11 protein-coding genes are annotated in these 16,065 nt (G+C 72.9%); 3 read left to right on the top strand and 8 right to left on the bottom strand.

From position 1 onward, the window contains the following. Positions 1-76: 76 nt before the first annotated feature. From ABT092_RS18385 to ABT092_RS18355, 7 genes are all read right to left on the bottom strand, one after another. Positions 77-1,321 carry an alanine racemase gene (locus ABT092_RS18385; RefSeq protein WP_351245027.1) on the bottom strand — a complete coding sequence of 415 codons (1,245 nt, stop codon included), beginning with the start codon at positions 1,319-1,321 and terminating at the stop codon, positions 77-79. 573 nt (positions 1,322-1,894) lie between these two features. Continuing rightward, positions 1,895-2,782, bottom strand: a complete 888-nt coding sequence (locus tag ABT092_RS18380; RefSeq protein ID WP_502968459.1) for a geranyl diphosphate 2-C-methyltransferase — start codon at positions 2,780-2,782, stop codon at positions 1,895-1,897. Positions 2,783-2,798: 16 nt separating this feature from the next. Continuing rightward, positions 2,799-4,040: a family 2 encapsulin nanocompartment cargo protein terpene cyclase gene (locus tag ABT092_RS18375; RefSeq protein WP_351245025.1), complete on the bottom strand. Its 1,242-nt coding sequence runs from the start codon at positions 4,038-4,040 to the stop codon at positions 2,799-2,801. 39 nt (positions 4,041-4,079) lie between these two features. Then, positions 4,080-5,492 (bottom strand): family 2B encapsulin nanocompartment shell protein, encoded by a 1,413-nt coding sequence (locus tag ABT092_RS18370; protein WP_351245023.1) that lies wholly within the window; start codon positions 5,490-5,492, stop codon positions 4,080-4,082. Between the two features lie 455 nt (positions 5,493-5,947). After that, complete coding sequence (locus tag ABT092_RS18365; RefSeq protein ID WP_351245021.1) at positions 5,948-7,696, bottom strand: ABC transporter ATP-binding protein; 1,749 nt, start codon at positions 7,694-7,696, stop codon at positions 5,948-5,950. Next, the gene (locus ABT092_RS18360; RefSeq protein WP_351245019.1) at positions 7,693-9,588 is read right to left on the bottom strand and encodes an ABC transporter ATP-binding protein; all 1,896 of its coding nucleotides are present in this window, start codon (positions 9,586-9,588) and stop codon (positions 7,693-7,695) included. The genes ABT092_RS18365 and ABT092_RS18360 overlap by 4 nt, the downstream gene beginning before the upstream one ends. Before the next feature lie 105 nt (positions 9,589-9,693). Then, entirely contained in the window at positions 9,694-10,332 is a 639-nt protein-coding gene (locus ABT092_RS18355; protein ID WP_351245016.1) for a TetR/AcrR family transcriptional regulator, read from the bottom strand. A 116-nt stretch (positions 10,333-10,448) separates the two neighbouring features. Here ABT092_RS18355 and ABT092_RS18350 point away from each other — a divergent pair, with 116 nt between their 5' ends. From ABT092_RS18350 to ABT092_RS18340, 3 genes are all read left to right on the top strand, one after another. Beyond that, positions 10,449-11,366, top strand: a complete 918-nt coding sequence (locus ABT092_RS18350) for an LLM class flavin-dependent oxidoreductase (protein ID WP_351245014.1) — start codon at positions 10,449-10,451, stop codon at positions 11,364-11,366. Positions 11,367-11,492: 126 nt separating this feature from the next. Beyond that, positions 11,493-13,745 carry an LLM class flavin-dependent oxidoreductase gene (locus ABT092_RS18345; protein ID WP_351245012.1) on the top strand — a complete coding sequence of 751 codons (2,253 nt, stop codon included), beginning with the start codon at positions 11,493-11,495 and terminating at the stop codon, positions 13,743-13,745. A gap of 71 nt (positions 13,746-13,816) precedes the next feature. Continuing rightward, on the top strand, positions 13,817-14,569 hold the full coding sequence (locus ABT092_RS18340) for a YqjF family protein (RefSeq protein ID WP_351245010.1): 753 nt from the start codon (positions 13,817-13,819) through the stop codon (positions 14,567-14,569). Here ABT092_RS18340 and ABT092_RS18335 read toward each other — a convergent pair. After that, positions 14,493-16,046 (bottom strand): MFS transporter, encoded by a 1,554-nt coding sequence (locus ABT092_RS18335; RefSeq protein ID WP_351245008.1) that lies wholly within the window; start codon positions 16,044-16,046, stop codon positions 14,493-14,495. The two genes, ABT092_RS18340 and ABT092_RS18335, sit on opposite strands and share 77 nt — an antisense overlap. Between the last annotated feature and the right edge of the window lie 19 nt (positions 16,047-16,065).

Genomic DNA, 16,065 nt, shown 5'->3' with positions numbered 1-16,065 from the left:
AGGGAGCGGGCAGCACGGGACGCGACCGGGCGCGTCGTCGGCCCCGGTCGGAGGTCCGTGCGTCGAGCGGGTGGGCTCAGATCAGGTGGCGTTCCGCCACCGGGTGGCCGAGGAACCGGTGCATGGCGAACTCCCAGCCGTAGGAGCCCGCGTAGGGGAAGACGACGAGGTCACCGGCGCGCACCCGGTCCACCCGGACGTCGCGCAGCAGGGTGTCCTCGGGGGTGCAGAGTTCGCCGACCACGGTCACCCGGGTGTCCTCGGCGACGGGGCGGGGACACGACTCGGCCCAGTCGTTCACCGGGAGCACGGCGATGTTGTGCACGATCTCCCAGGAGGTGGGGAGTTGGAAGTGGTTGATGCCGCCGCGCAGGATGACGAAGGTCTCGCCGTAGGAGGTCTTCAGGTCGGTCACCTCGGCCGCGTACCAGCCGCAGTCCGCGACCAGGAAGCGGCCGGGTTCCAGGACGACCTTGACGCCGGGCGGGACCTCCACGGCGGCGGCCAGTTCACCGAACCGGGCGACGTCGAAGGGCGGCTCGCCCTCGAAGGCGACGCCGATGCCGCCGCCGATGTCGACGTGCCGCAGGTCGATGCCGTTCTCCCGCGCGGTGCGCACGCTCCACTCCACGCACCAGCGCAGGTAGGCGGCGTGGGTTTCGGCGTCGAGGTTGTTGGAGGCGGCGTGGATGTGGAAGCCGACCAGGTCGATCCCGGGGAGGGTGCGGGCCTCGCGCAGCACGGCGGGCACCTCGGGCTCCGCCACGCCGAACTGGGACGGGGCGCCGCCCATGTGCAGCGACCCGGAGACGGGGATCTCGGCCGGGTTGACCCGCAGGGCCACCCGGGCGGTGACCCCTTCGGCCCGGGCTATGCGGCTGATCCGGTGCAGTTCGAGGGGGCTCTCGGCGTTGACGGCCTCGACGCCGGCCCGGACCAGGGCGGTGAGGACGGGCACCGACTTCGCGGGGCCGGCGGCGACCAGGGGGGCGGGCGCGCCCGCGGGCGTCCCGGTCGCGGCGAGGGCCAGCTCGACTTCGGAGCGGGAGGCGACCTCGAAGCCGTCCACGTGCGGGGCGAGGGCTTCGACCAGGGCAGGGAACGCATTGGCCTTGACCGCGTAGTAGACGGCGGCCCATTCCGGGAGCGCTTCGCGCAGTTGTCGGGCCCGGCCGATCGCCACCGCGGGGTCGTAGAGGTAGGTCGAGACGGGGGCCTCCCGGCGCGCCAGCTCTGTCAGGCGGGTGCGGACCCCCGGCGGGAGGACCTCCACCGGGTGGGCGGAGAGGGGGGCGGAGGAGGGTGGCAACTGAATGGACACGAGTCTGCCTTGGGTCGAGAGGGGGCACGGCGGAGCTGACGCCCGAGGACGCCGTGGGAGGTCCAGCGTGGCGGCGCGTCGGTGTCAGGGGAAGGTGGACCCGCAGGGGGCGGGTGACGGCCGCGGCGCCCGGGTGGGCACGGGCGCCGACCCGGTGTCGGTGCTGTCCGATTGAGACACGACTCTCCTATGACGGCGCACGAGGAATCCCCGACCGCGGACTGAACTTAGGGGAGCCTAAGCTAACGACCCGCGGTTTGTCTCGCACGGTCGGTCACCATACCGCCCCGGTCCGCCCATAGGACCGTCAACTTACGTAGTTTCCCGCCAACTTGACTGAACATCACATACGACATTCAGGATCGGGGAAATGTTCGCATCTGGTGGTCGATGACCAGATCGTCATGCCTCCATCAGGTGACCGGATCCGCGCTCCGCGCCACGTCCGGGCCCTGCGGACCCGGACGCCGGGCCGGTACCCGTCCACACGCCCGGGTGAATCCCGGCACGCGACGGCGCCCCCGTCCGCCCCGGGAGGCTCCGGGGCGGACGGGGGCGGGCGGGCCGGAACCGTCAGACGCGGTCGGCCGCGATCAGCAGGTACTGGAAGGAACCGTCCTTGTAGGAGTTGAGGAACGCCTCCTCGATGCCCGTGACCAGGGACGAGGTCGCCCGCAGCTCCCAGTAGGGCAGGGTCCGGGGCGTGAGGTCGATCACGGCCTGCGGCACCAGTCGGTTGTCGGCGAGGGCCCGCATGTACTCGCGGCGGGAGTGGATGTTGCACTCGAAGTGCGCGTTGATCTGCGAGACCCACTTCGAGGGCTGGCCGTAGACCGGGTTCCAGCAGCCGGTGATGGTCACGTACCGACCGCCGGGAGCCAGGATGCGGGAGTGCTCGGCGAACAGGTCGTGCAGGTCGACGTACATGCTGGACTCGTTGTTCCACGAGGCCGCCGCCCGACCGGTGCCGAAGGGCATGTCGAGCATGTTGCACACCCGGGCCTGGACCGCGTCGTCGATGCCGAGTTCACGGGCGCGGCCGTTGGCGAAGTCGGCCTGCTTGGCCGAGAGGGTGACGCCCTCCACCTGGCAGCCGAAGCGCTGGTGCGCCATCACCAGGGAACCGCCCCGACCGCAGCCGGCGTCGACCAGCAGGTCGTCCCGTCGGATGGGGCCGAGGTGGTCCAGCAGCACGTCGGTCTGCGCGGACTCCAACCGGTGCAGTTCGGCGACCAGGCGCTGGGCGCGGTCGGCGTCGTCGGTGCCCTCCAGGGCTGCGTGGTCGACGTCCCCGATGCCGTAGTGGTGGTGGTACAGGCCGTCCACGTCACCGAGTGCCAGGTTCACGGGACGGGCCTCGTGGTCCCAGTAGCGGGCGATGTCCCCTTGGTACGGGGTGGCCGGGGCCGGCCCGCTGACGACGTCGCGGACGGTGGTCTCAGGGATGGACACGGAGGTCACGGGCGTTCTCTTTCCTCTACCAGAAATCGGGCAGGCTGTAGCGGTAGGTGTTGCTCTGGTGCCAGTGGTGGTTGCCGTCCACCCAGGCGGCGACCCCGCGCAGGAAGCGCGCCAGCACGGGGACGGGACAGGCCGCGGCCAACGCGGCGGACTCGGCCTCGAAGGCGTGCATGAGTTCGTTGTGGACCTCGACCGCCTTGAGGTACGCCTCGCGGGCGGTGCGCCCCTCCCGCTCGGCGATCACCACCGGCAGGTTGAGGTGGGTGCCGGGGCTGTCGAGTTCCTTGGTGTACGAGTACAGGTCGTTGACGACGGTGGTCGCGTTGGAGGCGAGGGCGATCACCCGCTGGACGGCCGGTTGGGCGTGCAGGTCCGCGGGGAGCTCGTAGCCCCCGACGCTGTCGGTGATGGTGGGGCACGGGCGGAAGTTGTTGAACTGGCGCATGGCCAGGTACTCCCAGACCTCGGGCACGTGGTCCATGTGGTCCCAGGCGCCTTCCGCCAGGTACCCCAGGTGCAACCGGGCCATGTCGTGCCGGAAGCGATCCGCCTGGGAGGCAGTCGCCGCCTCCAGGAAGTGCTCCATCGCCGAGTGGTAGGCCCGCCGCGGGGCGTCCGCGTGCAGGGAGGCGGCCCACGGCGGTTGGTACTCGCCGACGGTGTGCAGCGGGTCGAGGGCCGTGTGCGCGAGCAGCAGCCGTCCGCCGAGGCCGACGGGCGAACCGCCGTGGTCCTCGCAGTAGCAGTCGTCGACCGCGTTCTCGGCGACCATCAGCCGGGCGGCGATCATGAGGTGGTCGACGGTGGGGGCGTCGGGGTGGCAGACCGTCATGTACTCCCCCACCCGGAACCCGTCGAACTCCTCCTCCCACTCCGGCGGGTACAGCTCGATCTCGTCCATCGCCCACGTCTTGATCCGGCGGTCCACCTCCGCCACCCGCGTGGGGTCGCACTCCGTCACCGGATGGTGGTAGAGCCCCGGGATCGGGGTGCCCGGGGACACGGGCGCGGTCTCCCGTCGCCCGGGGTAGAGGCTCGCCGTGCCCAGGCCGGTCGGGCCGCGCAGGACGCGTTGCAGTGCTTCGGTGCTCATGGGCGCACCACTTCTCCTTGACTGGGGTGGTCTTGTTCCGGGCGCACCGGTTCCGGCGCCCCCGGGGCGCCGGAACCGGACCGTGCCGACCGCCGAATCGTTCACTCGGTCGGGTCGGGGCGACCGGGGACGAACGGTCGGGACACGGGGGCCGACCGGCGGCACGCGTGGGGCGGGCGCCCGGCAGACCGGGCGCCCGCGCGCTCAGCCGCTGGTGCGCGCGATCTGCACGTTCTCCAGCACGCCCAGCGCATCGGGCACCAGGACCGCGGCGGAGTAGTACGTGGTGACCAGGTAGGAGATGATCGCCGTCTCGTCGATGCCCATGAACCGCACCGACACGCCCGGCTCGTACTCGTCGGGCAGCCCGGTCTGGTTGAGGCCGATGACGCCCTGGTTGTCCTCGCCGGTGCGCATCACCAGGATGGAGCTGGTGTTCTCCTTGGTGATCGGGATCTTGTTGCAGGGCAGGATCGGCACCCCGCGCCAGGCCGGCACCTGCTGACCGCCCACGTCCACGTGGTCCGGGTACAGACCGCGGGCGTTGAACTCCCGACCGATGGCGGCGATGGTCCGCGGGTGGGCGAAGAAGAACTTGGACCCGCGGCGGCGGCACAGCAGCTCGTCGAGGTCGTCCGGGGTGGGCGGGCCGGAGCGGGGCTGGATGCGCTGGTTGAAGGCCGCGTTGTGGAGCAGGCCGAACTCCCGGTTGTTCACCAGCTCGTACTCCTGGCGCTCGCGCAACGCCTCGATGGTGAGCCTGAGCTGCTGCTCGGTCTGGTTCATCGGCTTGTTGTAGAGGTCGGCGACGCGGGTGTGGACCCGCAGCACCGTCTGCGCCAGGGAGAGTTCGTACTCGCGCGGGTTCAACTCGTAGTCGACGAAGGCGCCGGGGAGCGCGAACTCCCCCTCGTGCCCGGCGGACATGGCGATCTCCGCCTCGCCGAGCCGGTTCTGCCGCTTCTCGGGAAGGGCGGTGAACTCCCGGATGTGCGCCTGGAGGGCGGGCGAACCCGCCGTCACGGACTCGAAGTCGGCCCGGGACAGGGTGAGCAGGGTGCCGGCGGTCCGGGCGACCGCGGTGTACTCCCAGCTGGCCTCGGCGTCCAACAGCGCCTGCTGGCCGAAGCGGTCGCCGTCGGCGAGCACCGCGGTCACGGTCTCGTCCCCGTACGGACCGGTGGAGACCTGCTCGACGCGGCCGTGGGCGATCAGGTGGATCTGCTCGGCCGGAGCGCCCCGCTCGACCAGGGTCTCGCCGGCCCGGAAGTCGCGCTGCACGCAGCGGTCGGCGAGCGCGGTCAGCACGTCCACCTCGTCGAAGCCGCGCAGCAGGGAGAGTTCGCCGAGTTCGCGGGGGATGACCCGGACCGCGGCACCGTCCTGCACGAACTCGATAGAGCCGTCGCCCACGGTGTAGGACAGTCGGCGGTTCACCCGGTAGGCACCGCCGGACACCTCTACCCAGGGCAGCATCTTGAGCAGCCAGCGGGAGGTGATCTCCTGCATCTGCGGAGCGGACTTGGTGGTGGTGGCGAGGTTGCGGGCAGCCGCCGTGCTGAGGCTGCTCTGCTGGCGCGGTTCCTGGTGCAGCTCCGGGCTGGAGTCCACGGTCATCGGGCTGGGCTCTCCTTGCTGGTCGACGTCCGGCGCGTGCGCGCACGTCGGGTGAACTTGGTTTCGGGCGGGTGCACTTCGGGACGATCCGCGGAGGCCGGAAGGTCCGGGAAGTCAGGGATGGGGAGAAGGGACGGAAGGGGGGCGGATGTGCCGAGGAGGAGGTGTCCGCGAGGTCCGTCCCCGATCCGCGAGAACCGTAGGTCGTGCCGTGCCCGTTGAACCACGGGAAGCCGTATTTGATCCTTCAATACGGTGAACTTGATCCACTTCAGGTTTACGACTGTTCGAAACGGGACTGCGGGCGGATGCCCGCAAATCACCCCAACACCCCTGCTGACAAGGGGTGTTCGATGTCACGTTTCACCCGGCCGTCCGAGCCACGACGGCGGTCGGCCGGGCACCGACGTGCCCGGCCGACCGCCGCGTCCACCCCTGCGCGCATTCCCCTCCGGTCACCCGGACCGCGATGCCAGGCTCCAGCCGCGGGCCCGGGAGCGCTCCTCCCAGAAGCGGGCGTACCGACCACCGAGGGCCAGCAGTTCCTCGTGGGTGCCGCACTCGACGACCCGTCCCTCGTCCAGGAACGCGATCCGGTCGGCCGCCGCGATCGTCTGGAGGCGGTGGGCGATCACCAGGAGGGTGCGGTCCTCGGCCAGCGCGGTGAGCGCGCTGTGGACCACGTGCTCGTTCTCCGGGTCGAGCGCCGCGGTGGCCTCGTCCAGCAGGACGACGGGGGCGTCCTTGAGCAGGGCCCGGGCGATCGACACCCGCTGGCGCTCCCCGCCCGAGAGGGCCGCCCCGCCCTCGCCGACCCGACTGTCCCACCCGTCGGGCAACCGGGCCGCGATCTCGTCCGCTCCGGCCAGTCGCGCCGCCCGGTGGAACTCCTCCTCGTCCGCGTCGGGGCGGGCCATCCGGATGTTCTCGGCGATCGTCGCGTCGAAGAGGTAGACGTCCTGGAACACCAGGGAGATCCGGGACATCAACTGCTCGGTGGTCCACTCCCGCACATCGGTGCCGCAGACCAGCACCCTGCCCTGCGTCGCGTCGAAGAACCGGGCCAGCAGCCGGGTGACGGTGGTCTTCCCGGAACCGGACGGGCCGACCAGCGCCGTCAGGGTGCGCGGGGGCACCCGGAGCGAGAAGCCGTCGAGGACCGGCGTCTTCGGGTCGTAGCCGAAGACCACTCCGTCCAGTTCGACGGAGGTGTCCTGCGGGTCGGCCGGCACGGCGGGCGCCCCGGGCTCCGGGAGCGTCTCGGTGGCGAGCAGCGCCTCGACCCGGTCCAGCGAGTTCCCGGCGATCCGCACCGAGGCCGCGAGGTCGGCCGCGACCACGAGCGGTTCCACGAACCGGGCTGCCAGCACCAGCAGGGCGATCAGTTCCGGGGCTCCCACCGATCCGTCGAGGGCCAGCACGGTGCCCGCCAGGAGCACCACGGTGAAGGCGAGTTGGAGGGACATCACGAAGGCGGCGAACCCGGGAACCGCGGTCAGCAGCAGCCGGCGCCCGGTGGCCCGGTGGGCGACCAGGGCGGCATCGAGCGCCCGGTGCCCCTCGCCGGAGCGGGAGAAGGCCCTCAGCACCGGCTGGGCACGGGCGAACTCGATCACCCGGCCGCCGGCCTCGGCCGACGCGGCGTCGTGGGCGTGGTCGTTGCGGGCCACCACCCGCCCGGTGATCCGATGGGCGAGCGCGGCCAGCGGCAGTCCGACGAGCGCGGCCAGGGCCAGCCGCCAATCGAAGAAGAACATCAGCGCGACGGTCACCAGCGGGGTGACGAACGCGGTGACGATCGGCCGCAGCAGATGGGCCGGGACGCCCATCACGTCGATGACGCCCTTGGCAGTCAACTGGGTGAGCCGGCCGCTGCGTTCGGCGGTGAACCACCCCAGCGGGAGGCTCGCCACATGGTCGCCGATCCGGTGGTGGAGGGTACGGGCCAGACCGGCCCCGACGTGGTAGCCGCACAGCGTGCTGTCCCAGTGGGCCACCGCGTAGCCGGCGCCCACCACCGCGAGGGCTCCCCACCACGGCAGGGCGTTCCCGGCGCCGCCGCCGTCGAGGAGTTCCCGCAGCAGGGGGACGAGCAGGGCGAAGGCGACCCCCTGGAGGACGGCGCAGAGCACCAGCCCGACCAGCATCCGGCGGAGCCGGGCGGCGCCCTCGGGGTCGAGCACGGCGAGCAACCGGCGGATCATCGGGTGACCTCCGGGGCGAGCGGGCCGCGCCGCTCGGACGGGGCCGCGGCGTGCTCGTCGAACGCCCAGGAGCGGGCGTAGCGACCGTTCAGGGCCAACAGTTCGTCATGGGTGCCCTGTTCCGCGATCCGTCCGCGGTCGAGGACGACGATCCGGTCGGCGCCGGCGACGGTGGAGAGCCGGTGGGCGATGACCAACAGGGTGCGTCCGGCCACGAGTGCGGAGAGTCCTTCCTGGATGGCGGCCTCGGACTCCGGGTCGGCGAAGGCCGTCGCCTCGTCCAGGACGAGGACGGGGGCGTCGGCGAGCAGGGCCCGGGCGATGGAGATCCGTTGGGCCTCGCCCCCGGAGAAGTGGGCGTCCGTCCCGACGACGGTGTCGTAGCCCGCGGGCAGCCGTAGGACGCGGTCGTGGATGCGGGCCGCGCGGGCCGCGGCCTCCACCTCGGCGTCGCTCGCGCCGGGGCGGGCGAGGGCGATGTTCTCCCGGACGGTGGCGCGCAGGAGTTGGACGTCCTGGAAGACGAAGGAGACCAGTCGGTAGAGGCGTTCGGCGGGGAGGTGGCGCAGGTCGACGCCGCCGATCCGGACGGCTCCCCCGGTGACGTCGAAGAACCGGGGGAGCAACCGGGCGAGGGTGGTCTTGCCGGAGCCGGAGGGGCCGACCAGCGCGGTCACGGTGCCGGGCCGCAGGGTGAGGGAGACCTCCTCGACGGCGCGGGAGCGCCGGTCGTAGCCGAAGGTGACCCGGTCGAACTCCACCGTGGTGTCACGGGGTTCGGCGCGTTCGTGGGGGGCGGGGTCGGGCAGGGGCGGGGTCGCGAGGACGGCGCCCACCCGGCCGGCTGCTTGGCGGGCCTTGCGGACGTCCTCCACCGAGTAGCCGAGGCCGAGCAGGGGCGCCGTCAGTCCCAGGCCGAGGAGGGCGAAGGGCAGCAGGTCGACGGCGGGCGCCCACCCCCGACCGACGAAGAGGCAGCCGGCGCCGAGGATCCAGAGCAGCAGGAACACCGGCGAGAGCACCAGTTCGACGGTGGCGCTGGTGCGGAACGTGTTCCGCACCCAGCCGAGGAAGAAGGCGGCGAGGTCGTCGGTGGCCTCGGTGAAGCGGTGGTGCGCGCGGCGGCTGCGCCCGAAGGTCTTGACGACGGCGATCCCGTGCGCGAACTCCACCGAGGCCGAGCCGACCCGGGCGAGGGCCTCGTCGTAGCGGGTGTAGGCGGCACGGGCGGAGGCGCTGCCGGTCATCCGGCCGTAGAGCGCCAGCCCCACCACCACGGGCACGAGGACGGTCAGGGTCAGGCGCCAGTCGACGGCGAAGAGGTACGCCAGGGAGGCGAGCGGGACGACGATCGCGCGGGTGAGGTCGGTGAGGGTGTGTCCGACCAGGTGGTGCATGGCCGAGACGTCGTCGTGCACGGACTTGCGGACGAGGCCGGAGTTGCGTTCGGTGAACCAGCCGAGCGGCACCCGGCCCAGGTGGGCGGCGAGGCGGCGGCGCAGCGCCAGGCTGAGGTCGTTGTCGGCGAGGTGGGCCAGGGCCGAGGCGGCGAGGGTGCACATCAGGCCCAGCAGCATGGCGGCGGCGCCGGTGCCGGCGACCCACCAGGCGCGCTCCCGGTCGACGGCGCCGTCCGGTGCGGTGTCGAGGAGCACCCGGCCCAGTTCCGCGGCCGCCGCGAAGGGCACCACCGAGGCGACGGCGGCGAGGGCCTGGAGGGACACGGCGAGGACGAGGCGTCCGCGTACGGGGGCGAGCAGGTCACCGAGCCCGGCCCCCCGGCCCGGTTCGGGGGCGGGTTCCGGTTCGGGGGGCGGGGCCGGCGGCCGGGCCCCCGCGGGGGTCACCGGGCCGTCGTTCGGTCGACGTGGCTCGTCGTGGGTCGTGGGCATCCCGCCTCCGCAAGTATACGGCGTATACAAAAGTGAGGCTGCCCTAAGTGGCTTGACGGTGTCAAGGTTTCCCCGACGGGGCGACGGACTTCCGGCCGGGCGGTGCTACGCCCCGAGCACCCCGTCCAGGAGGCGTTCCAGGTTGAGGGCGAAGCGCTCGCGGTCACGGCTGCCGGGCGGGGCGCTCGTGGCGATCGCGGCGGCCAGCCGGGGATAGCGCTCCGGGTCGAGCTCCCGCATCATCCGCCGTGCCCGGGTGCCCTCGTGGTCGCTGTGCGTCACCAGGGTCTCGCCGAAGAGGAAGCTGAAGAGCATCGCGTACGAGTCGCGCGCCCGCTGCGGCGGGAGGCCGGCATCGGCGAACGCCGCGAACACGGCCTCCAGCACCGGCAGGACGCGGGTGCTCGCCAGCCCCTCGGTCGCCAGCACCTGCACCACCCACGGATCACGCCGGAAGGCGTCGTACATGCCGTGCAGCACCGCGGTCAGCCGTTCCCGGGGGGTCCCGGTGGCGGGGGGCGGCGCCACCCCGTCCGCGACCACGTCCAACATCCGGATCAGCAGGTCCTCCCGGTCCGCCACGTGCCGGTACAGGGCCATGGCGGAGACGCCGCACTCCTCGGCCAGCCGGCGCATGCTCACCGCCGGCAGCCCCTCGGCCCGCGCCACCCGCAGGGCCGTGTCGACCACGGTCGCGGCGGTGAGTCGGGGCGTGCGACGGGTGCGGGCGGGGCGTGCGGACATGGCGGTCATTCTCCCCGACCCGGCCCACCCGGCGGGATCCGCACACCGGGCGCACCGCGGCGAGGTGGGGGAAGCTGTCGGAGAGCCGTCCCGCGCACGGAGAAGGAGCGGAACCAATGCCCCTCGAACGCCCCCCGTACTTCGGACTGGACGCCAACGTCCCGTTCCCGCAATCGGCCGCGCTCTCCGAGCGCGTCCTGGTCGCGGAGGAGGCCGGGTTCGACCTCTTCTCCCTGATGGACCACCCCTATGCGGGTGACCACCACGAGGCGTACGCCGCCCTCGGCTTCGCCCTCGGCCGCACCCGACGGATCTCGGGCTACGTGGGCGTGACCAATCTGCCGCTGCGGCCGGCGCCGGTGCTCGCGCGGACGGTCGCCACCCTCTCCGCCCTCTCGGGAGGACGGTTCGTGCTGGGGCTCGGCTCGGGCGGCATCTGGAAGCGCATCGCGGCCTTCGGCGCGCAGACGCTGGCCCCCAAGGACGCGGTCAGCGCCTTCGAGGAGGCCATCGTGCTGATCAGGCTGCTCACCGGTGGCGGCGCGGGCCCCGTGGACTTCGACGGACGCTTCTACCGGGTGAGCGGGGTGTTGCCGGCCCCGGTCCCCACCCCGCCGATCTGGACGGGCTCCAACGGCCCCCGGGCCCTCGCGATCACCGGGCGGCTCGCCGACGGCTGGATCCCCAGCTTCGGTGCGGACTGGTTGGCGGAGAGCTACCGGGCCGCCCGGCCGCGCATCGACCGCGCGGCCCGCGAGGCCGGCCGGGACCCGGCCGAGGTGATCTCGTACTTCAACTTCGGCGGGGTCCTCACCGACCGGGACGTCCTCTCGCCCCGCGATCCGGAGGGCCGGTGGACGGGCGGTTCGGTGCGGCAGTGGGTCGAGGAGCTGACCGGCGCGGTCCTGGAACACGGCGCGGGCGGGTTCAACACCCATGTCGTGGACGCCTCCGGCGACGACGGGGCCGATGTCGTCCGGAGGTTCGCGGCGGAGGTCGTGCCGGCGGTCCGGGCGGCCGTGGCGGCGGGCTGAACCCGACGCGGCGGCGACGGCGGGCCGCGCCCCGCGGACGGTCGGGCATAAGCCGCCCCCCTGCTTGGTTTATCAATCAACTAGATTGTTGGTTGACGCGCAGAGACCTCCAGGGGAGACAGCACCATGGCCGACTACGGGCACGAACTGGAATTCGGCTCCTTCCTCACGCCCGGCAGCGGCGATCCCGAGGGGGTCGTCGACCTCGCCGTGCTCTCCGAAGAGGTCGGCCTCGACCTGGTCACCTTCCAGGACCACCCCTACAACCCGGGTCTGCTGGACAACTGGACCCTGATGACCTGGGTGGCCGCCCGGACCGACGGCATCCGGATCGCCAGCAACGTCACCAGCGTGCCGCTGCGCAACCCCGCCGTCCTCGCCCGCGCCGCCACCAGCCTGGACCTGCTCTCCGGCGGCCGGCTCAGCCTCGGCGTGGGCGCCGGCGCCTTCTGGGACGCCATCAGCGCCATGGGCGTGCCCCCGCTCACCCCCGGCCAGCGCATCACCGCGCTCAGCGAGGCCATCGACATCATCCGCGGCATCTGGGACGCCGACGAGCGCGGCCCGCTGCGCATCGCGGGAGAGTTCCACTCGGTGAGCGGCGCCAAGCGGGGACCGGCACCCGCCCACGACATCCCCCTGTGGCTGGGCGCGTACAAGCCGCGCATGCTGCGCCTGGTCGGGGCCAAGGGCGACGGCTGGCTGCCGAGCCTGAGCTACCTGGGCTCCCCCACGGTGACCGAGAGCAACGCCCTCATCGACCGGGAGGCGGAGCGCGTCGGCCGCGACCCCCGCGAGATCCGGCGCCTGTTGAACGTCTCGGGCAGCTTCGGCCCCTCCACCGGCCAGCTCCAGGGCCCGCCGGACCAGTGGGTGGAGGAACTGCTGCCGTTCGTCCTCGACGAGGGCTTCAGCACCTTCATCCTCGGCTCGGACGACCCCCGCGCCCTCTCCGTGTTCGGCCGCGAGGTGGCCCCGGCCCTGCGCGAGGCGGTCGAGGCCGAGCGGAGGACCGCCGGCACCGCCACCGGCCACCGGGTCCGCCCCGCCGCGGCCCTCGCCGCCCGCCGCCCGGGCATCGACTACGAGGCGGTGCCCGACTCCCTGGCGGACCGGGCCGTCGAGCCCGGCGACCGGGCCTACGGCTCCGTGCGCTCCACCTACCTGTGGCCCGGTGCCCCGGGCCTGGTCCTGCGCCCCTCCACCACCGTGCAGGTGGCCGAGGCGGTGCGCTACGCCCGCGCCCAGTCCGTGCCGCTCTCCGTGCGCAGCGGCGGCCACGGCATCAGCTCCCGCGCCACCAACGACGGCGGGATCGTCATCGGCCTCGGTTCCCTCGACGGGGTCACCCTGCTGGACCGGGAGCGGCGTCTGGTCCGGGTCGGGGCGGGCGCCCGCTGGGGCCGGGTCGCGGGGCAGCTCGCCCCGCACGGACTGGCCATCAGCTCCGGGGACTCCGGCGGCGTCGGGGTGGGCGGCCTCGCGGCGGCCGGCGGGATCGGTTTCCTCGCCCGTTCCTACGGGCTCACCATCGACCACGTCCGGGCCGCCGAGGTGGTCCTCGCGGACGGGCGGACGGTGGTCGCCGACGCCGAGCACGAGCCCGACCTGTTCTGGGCGGTGCGCGGGGCCGGAGCCAACATGGGCGTGATCACCTCCTTGGACGTCGAGGCGACCGAACTCGGTGACGTCGTCCTCGCGGTCCTCACCCACGACGCCTCCGACCTGGCCGGGTTCCTGAGCGCCTGGGGGCAGGTGGTCGAGGCCAGCCCGCGCGAGCTGACCCCGTTCCTCACGGTGGTCCGGCAAGGCGGGCGCATGATCGGCCAGACGTACGCGATGTGGGCGGACGACGAACCGAACGCGGCGGTCGCGGCGCTCGAACCCCTCCTCGCGGTCGCGCCGCTGCTCCAGCAGCAGGCGCACCTGGTGCCGTACTCGGGGGTGGTGACCGAGGGCCGCAACGTGCACCGCGGCGAGGGCGGCTACCGGATGCGCTCGGCCCTCGTCGGCCACCTCGACGAGCGGGTCACCACCACGGTGGCCGGCATGTTCGAGAGCGGGGACACCGGTTACTTCCAGATCCGGTCGGTCGGCGGCGCCGTCAACGACGTCCCGGCGGACGCCACCGCCTACGCCCACCGCACCCAGAACTTCGCCCTCTCCGCGATGCTGCGGGGGGCACCCGGCGGCCCCGGGGACACCGCCTGGGACGCGTTGGGCGCCACCGGGCTGTACCTGAGCTTCGAGACGCACGACCACGACGCCGCCCTGCCCCGGGTGTACCCGCCCGCCACCCTCGACCGGCTGCGTCGGGTCAAGGCCGCCTACGACCCCGACAACGTCTTCGGCGCCAACTTCCCCGTGCTGCCCGGCTGACCGGCCCGCGCCCACCGCGATCGCGGTGGGCGCCCCTCCCGCCCGCACCGCGCCTCTGCCATGCTGACGCCGTGCAGGAGCCAACCCCCGTCACCCCCGACGCCCCGGTGCCGATACCGCGGCCGCTGCTCACCCAGCAGTGGCTCGACCTGTGTTTCGTCCACTGGGCCGTGCCCCCCGAGGAGGTGGCGCACCTGCTGCCCGCGGGCACCGTTCCCGACACGCACGAGGGGCTGACGTACGTCGGGCTGATCGCCTTCCGGATGCACCGGGTCGGCTGGCTGGGACTCCCCGCGGTGCCGTACTTCGGCTCCTTCCCGGAGACCAACGTCCGGCTGTACTCGGTCGACGCCCGGGGACGGCGCGGGGTGGTCTTCCGGTCCATGGACGCGGCGCGGCTGGTCCCCGTACTGCTCGGGCGCATCGGCTTCCGGCTGCCGTACCTGTGGTCCCGGATGGGCGTGCGCACCAGCGGGGACACCGTCACCTACACCAGCACCCGCCGCTGGCCCGGGCCCCGGCACGCGTCCAGCCGCCTGGTGGTGCGCACCGGCGCGCGCATCCCGGAACCCACCGAGTTGGAGCACTTCCTCACCGCGCGTTGGGGCCTGCACAACGCGTTCTTCGGCAGGGCGTCCTACTTGGCCAACCACCACCCGCGCTGGCCGCTGCACCGCGCCGAGTTGGTGGCGTGCGAGGAGGACCTGCTCACGGCCGCCGGGGTGCCGGCGCCCCGGGCCGCACCGGTCAGCGTCCTGTACTCCCCCGGCGTCCCGGTCCGGCTCGGCGGCCCCCTCCGTCCGGCCGCCGCGCCGATCCGGTGACCGCCGGTCCGTCCGGCCCGTCGGGGCTCCGGACGGAGAGGGGGGTGGCGATGTCCTCCAGCGAACGCCCCTCGGCCGCGACGGCGAAGAAGAGGGCGACCAGGCCGGCGGCGACCATCAGGGCCGCGCCGATGCAGAAGGCGAGCGCCGCCTCCGCGACCACGCCGCTCTCGGTGAGCCCGGCGAACACCAGGGGACCGGAGATTCCGCCCGCCGCGGTGCCGATGGCGTAGAAGAAGGCGATGGACATCGCCCGGGTCTCCATCGGGAAGACCTCGCTGACGGTCAGGTAGGCGGAGCTGGCCCCTGCGGAGGCGAAGAAGAGGACCACGCACCAGCACGCGGTCATCGTGGTGGCGGTGAGGACCCCGGCGCCGAAGAGCGCGGCGGTGGCGAAGAGCAGCACCCCCGACAGCAGATAGGTGCCGGCGATCATCGGCCGTCGCCCCCAGGTGTCGAAGAGCCGCCCGAGCAGCAACGGGCCCAGGAAGTTGCCGAGCGCGATGACCGCGAAGTAGGAGCCGGTGGCCCCGGTGGGGACGTCGAAGAAAGTGACCAGGATGGAGCCGAAGCCGAAGGTGATGGCGTTGTAGAGGAACGCCTGTCCGACGAAGAGGGCGAAGCCGAGGGTGGCCCGGCGGGGGTAGACCCCGAAGACGGTGCGGGCGATCTCCCCGAAGCCGATGACGCCGCGTTGGTGGACGGTCAGCTCGCCCTCGGCCTCGGGCAGCGGTCGTCCGGTCTCCCGCTCGACCTCCCGTTCCACCTCGTCGACCAGGCGTTCGGCGCCGTCGGCGTGGCCGTGGACGAGCATCCACCGCGGGCTCTCCGGAACGTGCCGGCGGACCAGCAGGATCACCAGTCCGAGCACCACCCCGAGGGCGAAGGTGAGCCGCCAGCCCAGGTCCTTGGGGAACAGGTTCGTGTCGAGGGCCAGCACGGACAGCAGCGCCCCGCCCACGGCGCCCAGCCAGTAGCTGCCGTTGATGATCAGGTCGACCCGGCCGCGGTACGTGCGGGGGATCAACTCGTCGATGGCGGAGTTGATGGCCGCGTACTCCCCGCCGATCCCGAAGCCGGTGAGGAAGCGGAAGAGGAAGAACCACCAGGCGGAGAAGGAGACGGCCGTCAGGGCGGTGGCGGCCAGGTAGACGGACAGGGTGACGAGGAAGAGGCGCTTGCGGCCGTACCGGTCGGTGAGCCGGCCGAAGAACAGGGCGCCGGAACAGGCCCCGGCCACGTAGAGGGCCGCGGCGACCCCGGTGACCTGCGCGTCGGTGATGGACAGCCCGCTGCCGTCCTCGGAGATGCGGCTGGCGATGGCGCCGACCACGGTCACTTCGAGACCGTCGAGGATCCAGACCGTGCCCAGCCCGATGACGATCATCCAGTGCCAGCGCGACCAGGGCAGCCGGTCGAGCCGGGCGGGCACCCGGGTGGTGACGGTCCCCGGGTTCCCCGGGCCGTTGCCGCTCACGGCGGCGGACCCGCCGGAG

Source organism: Streptomyces sp. NPDC002490 (assembly GCF_040296045.1).
In the GTDB taxonomy this organism is placed as follows: domain Bacteria; phylum Actinomycetota; class Actinomycetes; order Streptomycetales; family Streptomycetaceae; genus Streptomyces.
This window is presented reverse-complemented; position numbering and strand designations above follow the sequence as displayed.